The sequence below is a fragment of the Microbacterium halophytorum genome, assembly GCF_002970975.1.
In the GTDB taxonomy this organism is placed as follows: domain Bacteria; phylum Actinomycetota; class Actinomycetes; order Actinomycetales; family Microbacteriaceae; genus Microbacterium; species Microbacterium halophytorum.
Window position 1 is genome coordinate 582,703 of record NZ_KZ672982.1, and the last position, 13,608, is coordinate 596,310.

Annotated in this window: 15 protein-coding genes and 1 tRNA gene; 4 read left to right on the forward strand and 12 right to left on the reverse strand. The window is 70.0% G+C overall.

Going from position 1 to position 13,608, the window contains the following annotated elements:
- Positions 1–190: 190 nt before the first annotated feature.
- Complete coding sequence (locus C0010_RS02795; RefSeq protein WP_105565487.1) at positions 191–976, reverse strand: isoprenyl transferase; 786 nt, start codon at positions 974–976, stop codon at positions 191–193.
- A 75-nt stretch (positions 977–1,051) separates the two neighbouring features.
- On the opposite strand from C0010_RS02795, the gene trhA reads away from it, so the two are divergent.
- The gene (gene trhA, locus C0010_RS02800) at positions 1,052–1,777 is read left to right on the forward strand and encodes a PAQR family membrane homeostasis protein TrhA (protein WP_105565488.1); all 726 of its coding nucleotides are present in this window, start codon (positions 1,052–1,054) and stop codon (positions 1,775–1,777) included.
- 125 nt (positions 1,778–1,902) lie between these two features.
- Here trhA and C0010_RS02805 read toward each other — a convergent pair whose 3' ends face one another.
- Positions 1,903–2,220, reverse strand: coding sequence for a hypothetical protein (locus C0010_RS02805; RefSeq protein ID WP_105565489.1), 318 nt, complete (start codon positions 2,218–2,220; stop codon positions 1,903–1,905).
- Between the two features lie 66 nt (positions 2,221–2,286).
- Here C0010_RS02805 and C0010_RS02810 point away from each other — a divergent pair, with 66 nt between their 5' ends.
- Positions 2,287–2,685, forward strand: a complete 399-nt coding sequence (locus tag C0010_RS02810; protein WP_232531683.1) for a DUF4307 domain-containing protein — start codon at positions 2,287–2,289, stop codon at positions 2,683–2,685.
- A gap of 80 nt (positions 2,686–2,765) precedes the next feature.
- Complete coding sequence (gene greA, locus C0010_RS02815; RefSeq protein ID WP_105565490.1) at positions 2,766–3,245, forward strand: transcription elongation factor GreA; 480 nt, start codon at positions 2,766–2,768, stop codon at positions 3,243–3,245.
- A gap of 66 nt (positions 3,246–3,311) precedes the next feature.
- On the opposite strand, the gene ilvA is transcribed toward greA, so the two are convergent.
- Both ilvA and C0010_RS02825 read right to left on the reverse strand, forming a co-directional pair.
- Entirely contained in the window at positions 3,312–4,571 is a 1,260-nt protein-coding gene (gene ilvA / locus C0010_RS02820) for a threonine ammonia-lyase (RefSeq protein ID WP_105565491.1), read from the reverse strand.
- Positions 4,568–5,794 carry an AI-2E family transporter gene (locus C0010_RS02825; protein WP_174150220.1) on the reverse strand — a complete coding sequence of 409 codons (1,227 nt, stop codon included), beginning with the start codon at positions 5,792–5,794 and terminating at the stop codon, positions 4,568–4,570. Before C0010_RS02825 ends, ilvA begins: the two co-directional genes overlap by 4 nt.
- A 122-nt stretch (positions 5,795–5,916) precedes the next feature.
- Here C0010_RS02825 and C0010_RS02830 point away from each other — a divergent pair, with 122 nt between their 5' ends.
- On the forward strand, positions 5,917–6,387 hold the full coding sequence (locus C0010_RS02830; RefSeq protein ID WP_105565492.1) for an S-ribosylhomocysteine lyase: 471 nt from the start codon (positions 5,917–5,919) through the stop codon (positions 6,385–6,387).
- 61 nt (positions 6,388–6,448) lie between these two features.
- Here the strand turns inward: C0010_RS02830 and C0010_RS02835 are convergent, their stop codons facing one another.
- The 8 genes from C0010_RS02835 to eno form a co-directional block, all read right to left on the reverse strand.
- Positions 6,449–7,015, reverse strand: coding sequence for a LemA family protein (locus tag C0010_RS02835; RefSeq protein WP_105565493.1), 567 nt, complete (start codon positions 7,013–7,015; stop codon positions 6,449–6,451).
- Between the two features lie 127 nt (positions 7,016–7,142).
- A complete protein-coding gene (locus C0010_RS02840; RefSeq protein WP_105565494.1) occupies positions 7,143–8,141 on the reverse strand; it encodes a pseudouridine synthase in 999 nt (332 codons plus the stop codon).
- Between the two features lie 96 nt (positions 8,142–8,237).
- A tRNA-Leu gene (locus tag C0010_RS02845) sits at positions 8,238–8,311 on the reverse strand.
- Between the two features lie 58 nt (positions 8,312–8,369).
- Positions 8,370–9,770 (reverse strand): NAD(P)/FAD-dependent oxidoreductase, encoded by a 1,401-nt coding sequence (locus tag C0010_RS02850; protein WP_105565495.1) that lies wholly within the window; start codon positions 9,768–9,770, stop codon positions 8,370–8,372.
- Positions 9,771–9,785: 15 nt separating this feature from the next.
- Complete coding sequence (locus tag C0010_RS02855; protein WP_232531684.1) at positions 9,786–11,174, reverse strand: S8 family peptidase; 1,389 nt, start codon at positions 11,172–11,174, stop codon at positions 9,786–9,788.
- Complete coding sequence (locus tag C0010_RS02860; protein ID WP_105565497.1) at positions 11,174–11,713, reverse strand: DUF501 domain-containing protein; 540 nt, start codon at positions 11,711–11,713, stop codon at positions 11,174–11,176. Before C0010_RS02860 ends, C0010_RS02855 begins: the two co-directional genes overlap by 1 nt.
- Positions 11,714–11,781: 68 nt before the next feature.
- Complete coding sequence (locus C0010_RS02865) at positions 11,782–12,237, reverse strand: FtsB family cell division protein (RefSeq protein WP_105565498.1); 456 nt, start codon at positions 12,235–12,237, stop codon at positions 11,782–11,784.
- A 30-nt stretch (positions 12,238–12,267) separates the two neighbouring features.
- Positions 12,268–13,548 (reverse strand): phosphopyruvate hydratase, encoded by a 1,281-nt coding sequence (gene eno / locus C0010_RS02870; protein ID WP_105565499.1) that lies wholly within the window; start codon positions 13,546–13,548, stop codon positions 12,268–12,270.
- Between the last annotated feature and the right edge of the window lie 60 nt (positions 13,549–13,608).

Here is a 13,608-nt window from a genome sequence, read left to right on the forward strand (position 1 = left end):
GCGGGTTCGGCGTAACGGTTCCGTGAACGGAGCGTGACGCCACCGTGCACAGCGCAGGCGGCCTCGGCTGCACCCCGCGCTTGCGCCTCGGGATCACCCGGATCCGCGACGGTGCGGGTCGAGAGCCGACTGCAGCGGGGCCGCCGAGACCCGCCGGCCGCCCCGCGGCGTCTGCTCCCCGCCGCGGCGCCTACTTCCCGAAGCGGCGTTCGCGCGTCGTGTAGTCGCGGATCGCCCGCAGGAAGTCGATCTCTCGCAGGTCGGGGCCGAGCGCCTCGACGAAGTAGAACTCGCTGTGCGCGCTCTGCCAGACGAGGAAGTCGCTCAGCCGCTGCTCGCCGCTCGTCCGGATGACCAGATCGGGGTCCGGCTGGCCCCTCGTGTAGAGGTGTGCACCGATCTCGTCGGGCGTGAGCCGGTCGGAGAGATCCTCGATGCTCCCGCCGTCCGTCGCGTGCTTCCGGATGATCTGCCGCACCGCGTCGACGATCTCGTAGCGGCCGCCGTACCCCACGGCGAGGTTCACATGCAGGCCGGAGTTGTCCGCCGTATGTGCTTCCGCATCGCGCAGCGCGCCGACGAGGTGCTCCGGCAGATTGTCCGAGCGCCCCACCTGCTGCACGCGCCAGTCACCGCGCTTCGAGAGCCGCCCGGCGAGACCGGCGATGATCTCGATCAGGTCCGTGAGCTCGGCTTCGTCGCGCTTGACGACGTTGTCGTTCGAGAGCAGGTACAGCGTCACGACCTCGACGCCGATGTCATCGCACCAGGCGAGGAACTCCTCCATCTTCTTCGCGCCGGCCCGATGGCCATGAGCCGCCGAGTCGAAGCCCAGCTGCTTCGCCCAGCGGCGGTTGCCGTCGATGATCATGGCGACGTGGTGAGGCACCGTCGCCCTGTCGATCTGGCGCTTCAGGCGCGCGTTGTAGAGCCGGTAGAGGAGGCCCCGCCCCTCGGTCGACCGCTGACTCGTCACGGATCTACCGTACTCGTCGCGCACTGTTGTCTCCGTGTACGTGTCGCGGCATGCGAAGGTGCGTAGGCTTCTGGGATGGCCCGCTCCGATCGCAAGCGCGACGTCCCCCAGCTGCCACTGATCGATGCGGGATCGAACGCACCGGTCGCGGAGTCCAAACCGTCCTGGCGCGGCTGGATCCATGCCGGCACGTTCCCCGTGGCGCTCGCCGCCGGAATCGTTCTGATCTGCCTCGCACAGGGCGCCCCCGCGAAATGGGCCTCCGCCGTGTTCATGGCGTCATCGCTCATGCTGTTCGGCAACTCCGCGCTGTACCACCGCTTCGACTGGGGGCCGAAGACGAAGTCGGTGCTCAAGCGCATCGACCACGCCAACATCCTGCTGCTGATCGCGGGGACCTACACTCCGATCGGCGTGCTCGCGCTCCCCACACAGCAGGGCGTGATCCTGCTCAGCATCGTATGGACGGGTGCGATCCTCGGCATCCTGTTCCGCGTGCTCTGGATCGGCGCGCCCCGATGGCTCTATGTCGCGCTCTACCTCGCGCTGGGCTGGGCGGCCGTGATGTACCTGCCGCAGCTGCTGGCCGCCAATCTCGCCGTCATGGTGCTCGTGATCGTCGGCGGCGTGCTCTACTCCGGCGGCGCCGTCGTGTACGCGATGAAGCGGCCGAATCCCTCGCCCAGGCACTTCGGCTTCCACGAGATCTTCCACGTCTGCACCGTCCTGGCGTTCCTGTGCCACTGGACGGCGGCGCTGTTGCTCGCGATCGACCCGCCCTTCCACGGGCCGACGGGCTGACCCAGGCCCGCCTCGCTGCCGATGCGACACGGGCCTGGGTCATCGTCGATCAACAAGCGCGCCAGGGCCCGACGGCGGCGCGGATCCCCGACCCCGCGCAGCGATGCCGGAAGCGAGGGGAAGCGTCAGGCGCCGCGGTCGCCGCGCGAGTCGGTGTCGTCTGCGACCGACGGCCCGTCGACATCCCGGGCGCCTTCGGGCGCCTCGCCGGCGGCCGCGTCGCGCGCGGCGGCCTCCTCTGCGTCGATCGCCAGGCGGGCCTCTTCGCGGTAGCGGGCGCGGCGGACACGGCGCATCATGTCGATCGCGAGAAGCGCGACGGCGAGCGCGAGAAGCGCGATGACGATGAACCCGCCCGGGCCCGGCGTCACAGAATCGGGGTCCACCGTCATCGTCGGCGTGGGCGTCGGTTCTGGCGTGACGACCGCCAGGAGTACATACATGTTGCGCCCTTCTGAGCCGCGTAGTCTTGTGGCATCAGCCTATGCCGCGCCGGCCTGGAGAACCTTGTGACGACCACTCAGCAGATGCTCGACGACCGCTACGGCCGCACGCGGCGCCGGGGCCGCATCCGAGCCGCGTGGATCACGGTCGTCGTGGTGGCCGCTGCCGTCGTCGGGTACTTCGCGTGGAACACCGTCACGACGTCGGCGGACTCGGTCAAGGCCGACGACCTCGGCTTCACCGTCGTCGACGAGAGCACCACGCGCGTGGCGTTCCAGTTCACAGCGCCGGCCGAGACCGACGTCGCCTGCGTGGTCGAGGCCCTCGACGAGGAGTTCGGCACCGTCGGCTGGAAGGTCTTCGAGTACCGTTCCGAGGAGCGCATGCCGCACCGCCAGGAGGAGCTCGTTCCCACGATCGCCGAGGCCACGACCGGTTTGGTGAAGTCCTGCTGGGTGCTCTAAGCTCGTCTGAAGCTCACGCTCGACGCCTCGGCCACGTTGCCGGGGCGTCTTTCACATCCGATCGCACGAAGGAAAATGCCGTGTCTGACGCCACCTTCCTCACCCAGGACGCCTACGACCGCCTCGCCGCCGAGCTCGAGGAGCTCTCGACGACCGGACGCGAGGAGATCGCCAAGCGCATCGAGGCCGCCCGCGAAGAGGGCGACCTCCGCGAGAACGGCGGGTACCACGCTGCCAAGGACGAGCAGGGCAAGCAGGAGGCGCGCATCCGCACGCTCCAGGCCCTGCTGAAGGACGCCGTCGTCGGCGAGGCGCCCGAGCTGAACGGCACCGTGCAGTCCGGCACGGTCGTCACGGCAGAGGTGCTCGGCGACGAAGAGCGCTTCCTGCTCGGCAGCCGCGAGATCGCGGGCGGCACCGACCTCGATGTCTACAGCGAGAAGAGCCCCCTGGGCGCCGCGATCCTCGGCCTCAAGGAGGGCGAGGAGACGTCGTACGAAGCCCCCAACGGCAAGAAGATCCCCGTCAAGGTGATCAGGGTAGAGTCCTTCGAGGGCTGACCCCGCACGCGAGCGGCCCCGGACTTCCTTCAGGACGTCCGGGGCCGCTCGCGTCATGCCCGCCGCTCAGTCGGGCATGACCTCCGGGCGGAAGCCCGCGTCGCGCAGCGCCTGGAGCACGAGCTCGCGGTGCTCGGTGCCGCGGAGTTCGACCGACACCTGCAGGTTGACGTCGCCGATCTGCAGGCCCTGGCCGTGGCGGGTGTGCAGGACCTCCGTGACGTTGCCGCCGGCGCCCGCGATGACCTGCGAGACCATTACGAGCTGGCCGGGGCGGTCGGGCAGCGGGATGCGCACCGTCATGTAGCGACCGGACGCCGCGAGACCGCGAGAGACGATGCGCTGGAGCAGGAGCGGGTCGATGTTGCCTCCCGAGAGGATCGCGACGGTCCTGCCGTGCGAGTGGATCTTGCCCGCCATGATCGCGGCGACGCCGACGGCGCCCGCCGGCTCGACGACGACCTTCGCGCGCTCGAGCAGCGCGAGCACGGCGCGGGCGATGTCGTCATCCGAGACCGTGACGACCTCGTCGACGTAGTTCCGGATGGTGTCGAACGGGATCTCGCCCGGGCGCGCCACGAGGATGCCGTCCGCGATCGTCGGCCTCGTCGTGATCTCGACGGGGTGCCCCGCCTCCAGCGAGAGCGGCACGGGAGCCGCGTTCTCGGCCTGCACGCCGATGATGCGGACCTGCCGCCCCTCGGCCGCCGCGCGGGCCTTGGCCGCGGCGGCGACGCCGGCGATCAGGCCGCCGCCGCCGATGCCGACGATGATCGTCTCGACATCCGGAACATCGTCCATCACCTCGAGGCCGAGCGTTCCCTGCCCGATCACGATGTCGCTGTGGTCGAACGGGTGGATCAGTATCGCGCCGGTGCGCTCAGCGTGCTCCGCGGCGAGGCGCAGGGGCTCGGCGACCGTCTCGCCCTGGAGGACGACCTCGGCGCCGTAGCCGCGCGTCGCGAGGAGCTTCGGCACCGGGACGCCGAGCGGCATGTAGATAGTGGCCGGGACGCCGAGCTCCTGAGCCGCGAGCGCGACGCCCTGGGCGTGGTTGCCGGCCGATGCCGCGACCACTCCCCTGGCGCGCTCCTCCGGCGTCAGGCGCGAGAGACGGTACGTCGCGCCGCGCACCTTGAACGAGCCGGTGCGCTGCAGGTTCTCGAGCTTCAGACTCACGGGTGCGCCGAGGATCTCGGTGAGGTGCAGCGAGTTCTGCGTGGGCGTGTGCTCGATCACGCCGACGAGGCTGGCGGCGGCCTCCTCGATCTCCGCCAGCGAGGGAATCCGCTGGGCCGCCTGGTGCTCCGGTTCGACGGTGGTCATGCCTTCTTCCCCTCTCTCGGGTCTCGGACCCTCATGATCTTGCGCGGCACCGTGCTCCACAGCAGGTCCGCCTCGGGCTCGCGACCCGTGCGCCACGAACCGCTCGAGATGGTGATCGCGGCGACGTTGACGAATGCGGCGACCGGGACGGCGAACAGCGCACCGGCGATGCCGCCGATCATCGAACCGCCGGTGACGACGAGGACGACGGCGATGGGGTGGACCTTGACGGCGGAGCCCATCAGCAGAGGCTGCAGCACGTTGCTCTCGATCTGCTGCACGAGCAGCACGACCGCGAGCATCGCGAGGCCCAGCCAGATGCCGCCCGTGAACAGCGCGAGCACGCTCGCGATCGCACCGGTGACGATCGCACCGACGAACGGCACGAACGCTCCGAGGAACACGAGCACGGCGATCGGCCATGCCAGCGGGACCCCGAGGAGGAACGCGCCGATGCCGATGCCGATCGCGTCGATCGTGGCGACCATGAGCTGCGTGCGGGCGTAGTTGATGAGCGTGTGCCAGCCGTTGCGCGCGGCGGCGTCGACCGCGGGGCGCGCCGTGCGCGGGAACAGCTTGAGCGTCCACTTCCAGATCGGCTCGCCGTCGGCCAGCAGGCACACGAGCACGAAGACAGCGATGAGCGCTCCGGCCACGATCGTGCCGAGTGTGCTGCCGACGCTGATCGCGCCGCTGAGCAGGAAGTCGGCCTGGGCTCGGATGAAGTCGGTGGTCGCCGCGAAGAACTCGTCGATCTGGGCGTCGGTGACGAAGCCCGTCGTGAGGAGCCAGGCGTGCGCGTCGTCGACCATCTGCGTCGCCTCGTCGCGCACCTCGGGCGCTTCCTGCGTGATCTGCCAGATCACGAGCGTCAGCAGCGCGGCGACGATCGCGATGAGGCCGACGACCGTGATGGTGATCGCGATCGCGCGCGCCCGCACGAGCCGGCGCAGCGGCTCGTACACGGGCCACACGAGCGCCGAGAGCAGGATCGCGATCAGGATCGGGATGACGAGCGCCTTGAAGACGATGATCAGCGCGATGGCCACGGCGGCGACGGCCATGATGAGCAGCAGCCGCCAGGAGTACGCGGCGCCGATGCGCAGGCCCGCGGGAACATCGCCCGAGTCGCCGCGCCGCGCGGGCTCGGCGGTCTGCTCGGGCGGCACGGGACGCGCGCGCAGAAGATCCCAGAACCCGCGCCGCGGCGTACCCTCGCTCATCCCAGACAGTCTAGGGCTTGTCCCATGCCGCAACAGTCATGCGCGACCGCCCGGATGCGGGAAGATGGGAGGGTGCCCGGAGCCCTGTCCGAGCGCGAGCGACACCGAAGCGAGGAGACCCCATGGCAGACGTCGAGAGCTTCACGCTCGACCACACCGCCGTCCGCGCGCCGTACGTGCGGCGCATCGCCGTCGAGAACGGACCGGCAGGCGACGCGATCACGAACTTCGATCTGCGGCTCACGCAACCGAACGAACAGGAAATCCCGACGGCGGCCCTGCACTCGATCGAGCACATGCTCGCGAGCCTGCTGCGTGACCGCCTGACGGGGGTCATCGACTGCTCGCCGTTCGGGTGCCGCACGGGCTTCCACCTCATCACATGGGGCGAGCCGAGCGTCGAGGACGTCGCGGCAGCGCTCGCGGACGCCCTGCGCTTCATCGCCGAAGAGGCGACGTGGGACGACGTGCCCGGCGTCAGCGCCGTCGAGTGCGGCAATTACCGCGACCACAGCCTGCACGGCGCGAAGGAGTGGGCCGCCGCGATCGCCGCGGAGGGCATCAGCCGCGACGCCTTCACCCGCACGGTCTGACCGCGACCGAGAAGAACGGTCCCGACATCCGGTTGGATGTCGGGACCGTTCTTCTCGTGCCTCAGAACTGCACGCGGGGCGGCTCGGCGATGGCGGCGCCGCCGATCACCTCGAAGAACTCCCGCTCCGTGAACCCGAGGCCGCGGGCGAACATGTTGTTCGGGAACACCTTGATCTTGGTGTTCAGGTCGCGCACACCGCCGTTGTAGAAGCGGCGCGAGGCCTGGATCTTGTCCTCCGTGTCGACCAGCTCGCTCTGCAGCTGGAGGTAGTTCTGGCTCGCCTGCAGCTGCGGGTAGCCCTCGGCGACCGCGAACAGGCTCTTCAGCGCCTGCTCGATCTGCCCCTCGGCCTTGCCGGCTTCCTGCGGCGACGATGCCTGCAGAGCCTCGGCGCGCGCACGGGTGACGTTCTCGAAGACGGCCTTCTCGTGCGCCGCATAGCCCTTCACGGTCTCGATCAGGTTCGGTATCAGGTCGACTCGGCGCTTGAGCTGCACCGTGATGTCGCTCCACGCCTCGTCGACGCGCACGCCCAACTGCACGAGCGAGTTGTACGTCGCCCACAGGTAGATGCCGATGGCGAGCAGCAGGACCACGACGATCCCGACCGGAATGAGCCATTCCATGTGATTGAACCCCCTTGGATATGGCCCCAGTCTACGGAGGATTTCCTGGCACGACCCGTGAGGCGTCGGCGAGATCGCCGAACGCCGCGACGTCCTTTCGGAGGGCGGGAGCGGCTCCGCCAGCCCGTCAGCCGAGGTCGGAGAGAGACATCCGCGACGCGAACGCGCGAGGGGCGCCCGTGATCGGGTCGTCGAAGCGCAGCTCCGCGGCCAGCAGCTGCAGCGGCTCCGAGAAGTCGTAGGCGTCGGGCTCGAGGTCGCGCGGGTAGACCGGATCGCCGACGAGCGGCATGCCGAGCGCGTTCATGTGCACGCGGAGCTGGTGTGTCTTGCCTGTGTGCGGCGTCAGCTCGAACTCGCCGGCAGCGCGGCCGCCCACGCTCCCCGCGCGCAGCATCCGGATCGACGTGAGCGCGTTCGGTTCGCCCGGCACCACCTGAACGGCGCGCACGCCACCGGATTTCTCGAGGCGGTTGCGGACATCGACGGGCGCTCCTCCCGGCTCGATCCCGAGCGGCAGCTCATCCGGGAGCCACGCCAGGGCGCGGTAGGTCTTCCGGATGCGCCGCTGCTGGAACAGCACCTGGTACAGCCCCCGCGTGGCCGGCCGGCGCGAGAGCACCAGCAGCCCGGCGGTCACGCGGTCGAGGCGATGGATCGCGACGAGGTCGTCCTCGCCGTGCTCGACGCGCAGCCTGGTCACCGCGGACTCCCGTACGAAGCGCCCGTTCGGCGTCGAGGCGAGGAAGTGCGGCTTGTCGATGACGAGCAGGTCGCGGTCGGAGTGCACGACCCCGATCTCGAACGGCACGCGGGGCTCCGCGGGGTACGGTTTGTGGAAGAAGTAGAAGCCGCCGGGCGCAACGGGGTCGTCGAGGGACACCCGCCGCCCGTGCTCGGTCGTGAGCTCGCCCTCGTCGACGAAGTACTCGGGCCGCAGCGGCGCGATCGCCTGCTCCCGGCCGAGAGTGTTCGGGATGACGACGTCGCGGAGCCAGTCCCGCACGCTGGCGGGAACGGGGTCGCCCGCAGCGGCGTGCGTGCGCGTGCCGCCCGGCGCGCTGATGCGCGCCGCAGCGATCCCATCGCGCGGCGGCAGCACGCGTTCGGCGCGGAGCCTGGCCATCCGATCCCCTCGTTCGTCTTCCTCACGGCACGGCGTCGTCGCGGACCGTACCGGGGCTCGATCCGCCCGTGCGGCGGACTCCGGCGGTTCCGCGAGTCCCCCCTGCGGGACTCGAACCCGCACTGAGCCGATTTTAAGTCGGATGCCTCTGCCGATTGGGCTAAGGGGGGATGCGCCGAGGGCGCCCCACCACGGTAACGGGTGGGGCGCCCTCGGCGATCGGCGCGCTTACTTCGCCTCAGCCTCGACCTTGGCGGTCGAGTCGGCCTTCGGCGCCTCGGCGGCGGGCGCCTCCTCAACCTTGGGCTTGGGGCGCGAGGCGTACGCCTCGAAGAACGCCCGCGGCTCCTGCGTCGTCTGGAGCTGCACCTGGTCGCGGCCCAGGAAGAAGTTGTGCCACCAGCCCCACAGGACGCGCCACTTGCGCTCCCACGTCGGCATGGCCAGGCCGTGGTAGCCGCGGTGGGCGCCCCATGCGAGGAAGCCCTTCAGCGCGAACTTGCCCGACTGGAACACGCCGGTGCCGATGCCGAGACCCGCGACGGCGCCCAGGTTCTTGTGGAAGTAATCCACCGTCGCCTCGCCGCGCAGCACGGCGGCGAGGTTCTTCGCGAGGCGCTTGGCCTGGCGCACCGCGTGCTGTGCGTTCGGCACGCAGGTGCCGTCGGGCAGCCCGCCCGTCTTGTCGGGGACGGCCGCCACGTCACCTGCGGCCCACGCACCCTCGAGCACGTTGCCGTCGGCGTCGATCACGCGCAGGTCCGCCTGCGTCGTGATCCGGCCGCGGGGTTCGCGCGGCAGGTCGCTGCCGCCGACGACCTGCGGGTTCGCCATGACGCCCGCGGTCCAGATGATCAGGTCGCTCGGGTACTCCTCGCCCGTGTTCGTCTTGACGACGCCGTCGGTCGCGTCGGCGACCTGCGTGTCGAGGTGCACGTACGCGCCGCGCTTGGCGAGGTCCTTCAGCACCCACTTGCTGGTCTCGAGCGAGACCTCGGGCATGATGCGACCCATCGCCTCGATGAGGTGGAACTGGGTCTCGTCGAACGAGATCTCCGGGAACTTCGCGAGGAGCGCCGACGCTGCGGAGCGGAGCTCGCCGAACGTCTCGATGCCCGCGAAACCGCCGCCGACGACGACGACCGTGAGCAGGCGCTTGCGCAGCTCGCTGTCCTTGGGCAGCGACGCCGCCTGCTCGAAGTTCGCGATCAGGCGGTCGCGCACGGCGACGGCTTCCTCGATCGACTTCAGCCCGATGGCGTTGTCGGCGATGCCGGGGATCGGGAACGTGCGCGACACCGAGCCGGCCGTGACGACGATCTGGTCGTAGTCGAAGTCGTACGCCTCCCCGCCGTTCGGCGCGATCATCGCAGTCTTGTTCGCGTGGTCGATACCCGTGACCTTGGCCGCGATCACCCGCGTGCGCTTGAGGTGGCGGCGCAGCGACACCACCGAGTGCCGGGGCTCGATCGAACCGGCTGCCACCTCGGGCAGGAACGGCAGGTACGTCATGTAGGGCAGCGGGTCGACGACGACGATCTCCGCCTCACCCTTGCGCAGGTGCTTCTCGAGTTTCCAGGCGGTGTAGAAACCGGCGTAGCCGCCGCCGACGATGAGAATCTTGGGCACGGGGGAAGAACTCCTTCAATCGGATCTGCTGGACATACGGCGCTCGGAGCGCGCGGATCGAGTGCGTCGGACGACGGCAATGAGGCCCAGCGCTAAAAGAATACCAGCGCCCGTGAACGCCACGATCGGCAGGGTCCCCTCCCGCAGGGACTCGGGCGTCGGGAGCCACGGCGAACCGGCCTCCGTCGGGGGGTCCGCGGGGGGCAGTGCGGGCAGCTCGACCTCGCCGACCTCCGGCCGCTCCTCGTCCGGCGGCGAATCGGCCCGCCGGTAGAGCCTCACCCATTCCTCAAGCGTCGTGTCCGAGACGGGGTTCGCGCCGACGATGTCGACGTCTTCCTCGACGGCCGCTTCCGCGTCGACGAGACCGTAGCCGTAGTCGGCGTCAGGGAGCTCCACCCCGTCGACGCCCCTGGCGGTCTTCACGATGCGATTGATGACGTTGTCCGCATCGAGCTGCGGGTGCGCACTCCGGATGAGCGCTGCGACGCCCGAGACCACGGGCGCGGCGGCGCTCGTGCCCTCCCACGACATCAGCGTTCCGTCGGAGGCGAGGCCGAGCATCGGTTCGCTCGGGCCGGAGACCCCGATCGTGATGCCCTGCGTCGACGCGTCCTTGCTGATCTTGCCGTCCTCGTCGACGCCGCCGACGGCGAGGACCCCGGGGATGGTCGCCGGGGCGCCGACCGAATCGGTGCCGCTGCCCCGGTTCCCGGCCGCGACGACGACCACGACGTCGTTCTCGAAGGCGTAGAGGAACGCGTCGTCCCACGATTCGTCCCAGCCGAGCGTGTTCGTCGTCCACGACAGGTTGATCACGTCGGCGCCGTGGTCGACCGCCCAGCGCATCGCCTCGGGCACCTGGTCGACGAAGGGAACGGATGCCGACGCTCCGAAGCCGACGGAGATCGACAGGAGGTCGGCCTCGGGCGCGACGCCGACGAAGCCCTTGCCCGGTGCCGTGCCGCGGGCCGCGGCGACCGAGCCGACGAGCGAACCGTGCTCGCGGTCGATGATGCCGACCGGCGTGCGCCCGTCATCCGCCCCGTTGCCCGACACATCGGTGCCGTCGACGACAGCGCCCTCGAGCTCGTCGGCCCCGTCGCCGATCCCCGTGTCGATCACCGCGATGGTCGCGCCCTCGCCCTTCGTGGTCTCCCACGCATCCTTGATGCCGTAGTCCTCGAGCCAGTACTCGGCGGCGCGGACCGGGTCCTTCTTCTTCGTCTTCTCGCCGTCATCCGGCTTCGACTCGTCGCCGTCCCGCTGCTCGGTCTTCTTCTCGTCCGGCTCCTTCGAGCCCTCGTCGTCCGCGCTCGTCGCCGCGGCCCCGCTCAGCAGGAGCACGGCCGTGATGGCGCCCGCGATCACCACGGGCACCCGCTTCGCGAGCGCGCCGCGCATCAGGCGGCGGAGCCTTCCTCGCGCAGAGCGGCGCCGGGGTCGACGCACTCGCAGCGCTCGGGCGACCATGCCGAGCGGCGCAGCGCCTCGTCGCCGAGCGGGTTCACACCCTCGCCCGCGGCGAGCGCGTGCCCCGCGAGCGCGTGCAGGCACTTGACGCGGGTCGGCATGCCGCCGGCCGAGATGCCGTCGATCTCGGGGACCTCGCCGAACGCCGTACGGTCGGCGAGGAAGGCCTCGTGCGCCGCCGCGTACTGCGCGCGCACCTCGGCGCCGTCCGCGAGCCGCTGGTTCATCTCGACCATGACCTGACCGGCCTCGAGCCGGGACATCTCCGCCGTCGCGGCGGGGTGCGTGAGGTAGTAGAACGTGGGGAACGGCGTTCCGTTCGACAGGCGCGGCTTCGTCGATACGACGGTCGGGTTGCCGCAGGCGCACCGCGCGGCGATGCCGACGACGTCGCGCGCTTCGCGGCCGAGCTGCTCGGAGACGACGCGGACGTCGGCGGCGGTCACGGGGGCGAAAGGCGGTGTCGTCACCCGCTCAGGCTATAAGGAACGTCTGAGAAAGCGGCGGGCGCCCGCTCGGCCCGGTCATCCGGGTCGCGTCACTCGGCCGGCGCCGCACGCTCCGCCATGCCCGCCTCGGTGAGCGAGCGCAGAAGGCTCCCCGCCCACTCGTCGTCAGCCTCCTCGACCTCGTCGCTGACGGGCTCCGCGTCGCGCGGCTGCTCCGACGCGTCGAGGTCGTTGACGATGAGGTACGGAACCTCGCCCGGCTTCGTGTAGTAGAGCCGCTCCCGGGCCTGCGCGGCGATGTATGCCTCGTCTCCCCAGCGCTCCTGCTCCGCCTCGAGCTCGGCGATCTCGCTCTGCGTGACGCGCACCGAATCCTCGAGCGCCGCGATCTTCTGGCGCTGGTCGACGAAGGTCGAGATGGTCGGCACGAGCATGAACGCGGCGAACACGATCACGCCCAGGATGATCACGGTGAACCCCGAGAACCGGATGCCGCCGAGCCACTCGCTCGCGGACGCGCGGGAAGGGGGAGCCGATGTTCCCATCTGCTCCCCCTTCCGTCGTGATGTCAGCTGTTACGCCTTGAAGCGCGGGTAGGCGCGGCTGCCGGCGAAGACCGCCGCCTCACCGAGCTCCTCTTCGATGCGCAGAAGCTGATTGTACTTCGCGACGCGGTCGCTGCGCGCGGGCGCGCCCGACTTGATCTGACCGCAGTTCACGGCGACGGCGAGGTCGGCGATCGTCGTGTCCTCGGTCTCGCCCGAGCGGTGCGACATCATCGCCGTGTAGCCGGCGTTGTGAGCCATCGACACCGCGTCGAACGTCTCGGTGAGCGTTCCGATCTGGTTCACCTTGACGAGCAGCGAGTTCGCGACGCCCGCCTCGATCCCGCGCGCGAGGCGCTCCGGGTTCGTGACGAACAGGTCGTCGCCGACGAGCTGCACCTTGTCGCCGATGGCGGCGGTGAGGGCGGTCCAGCCCTCCCAGTCGTCCTCGGCCAGCGCGTCCTCGATCGTGACGAGCGGGTAGTTCGCGACGAGCTCCTCGTAGTACTTCGTCAGCTCCTCCGCGGACATCTGCTTGCCCTCGAAGTGGTACTTGCCGTCCTTGAAGAACTCGGTCGACGCGACGTCCAGGCCGACCGCGATGTCCTTGCCGGGCGTGAAGCCGGCCTTCTCGATCGATGCCATCAGGAAGTCGAGCGCCTCACGGTTGTTCGGCAGGTCCGGCGCGAAGCCGCCCTCGTCGCCGAGGCCCGTGGCGAAGCCGCCGGCGAGCAGCTCCTTCTTCAGCACCTGGTACGTCTCAGCACCCCAGCGGATCGACTCCGAGAACGACTCGGCGCCGTGCGGCACGAGGAAGAACTCCTGCATCTCGATGCCGTTGTCGGCGTGCTCACCGCCGTTGATGACGTTGAGCGCCGGAACGGGCAGCACGTGCGCGTTCGGGCCGCCGAGGTAGCGGAACAGCGGGAGGTCGGCGCTGTCGGCCGCCGCCTTGGCGACGGCGAGGCTGATGCCGAGGATGGCGTTGGCGCCAGTGCGCTGCTTGTTCGTGGTGCCGTCGGTCTGGTTCAGGGTCGCGTCGACGAGGCGCTGGTCGCTCGCGTCGAGGCCCTCGACCGCCGGGCCGAGTTCGTCGAGGACGGCGTCGACGGCCTTCAGGACGCCCTTGCCGCCGTAGCGGGCCTTGTCGCCGTCGCGCAGCTCGTACGCCTCGAACGCGCCGGTCGATGCGCCGGAAGGCACAGCCGCACGCTGCACGATCCCGTCGGTGAGGAGAACCTCCACCTCGACGGTCGGGTTGCCGCGCGAGTCAAGGATCTCGCGAGCGCCTACAGCTTCGATTTCTGCCACGGAGGACTCCTTCGCAAAGTGGTCTTGGTCCGGCCGCAGGTTCCGCACGAACGCGGTCCG

What these genes read in the sequence shown, in the direction of transcription:
- C0010_RS02835 (WP_105565493.1), bottom strand. Translation starts at nt 7,015, where the DNA reads ATGGAATGGCTCATTCCGGTCGGGATCGTCGTGGTCCTGCTGCTCGCC.
- C0010_RS02830 (WP_105565492.1), top strand. Translation starts at nt 5,917, where the DNA reads ATGGCAGACGTCGAGAGCTTCACGCTCGACCACACCGCCGTCCGCGCG.
- C0010_RS02825 (WP_174150220.1), bottom strand. Translation starts at nt 5,794, where the DNA reads ATGAGCGAGGGTACGCCGCGGCGCGGGTTCTGGGATCTTCTGCGCGCG.
- C0010_RS02865 (WP_105565498.1), bottom strand. Translation starts at nt 12,237, where the DNA reads ATGGGAACATCGGCTCCCCCTTCCCGCGCGTCCGCGAGCGAGTGGCTC.
- C0010_RS02805 (WP_105565489.1), bottom strand. Translation starts at nt 2,220, where the DNA reads ATGTATGTACTCCTGGCGGTCGTCACGCCAGAACCGACGCCCACGCCG.
- ilvA (WP_105565491.1), bottom strand. Translation starts at nt 4,571, where the DNA reads ATGACCACCGTCGAACCGGAGCACCAGGCGGCCCAGCGGATTCCCTCG.
- trhA (WP_105565488.1), top strand. Translation starts at nt 1,052, where the DNA reads ATGGCCCGCTCCGATCGCAAGCGCGACGTCCCCCAGCTGCCACTGATC.
- C0010_RS02840 (WP_105565494.1), bottom strand. Translation starts at nt 8,141, where the DNA reads ATGGCCAGGCTCCGCGCCGAACGCGTGCTGCCGCCGCGCGATGGGATC.
- C0010_RS02855 (WP_232531684.1), bottom strand. Translation starts at nt 11,174, where the DNA reads ATGCGCGGCGCGCTCGCGAAGCGGGTGCCCGTGGTGATCGCGGGCGCC.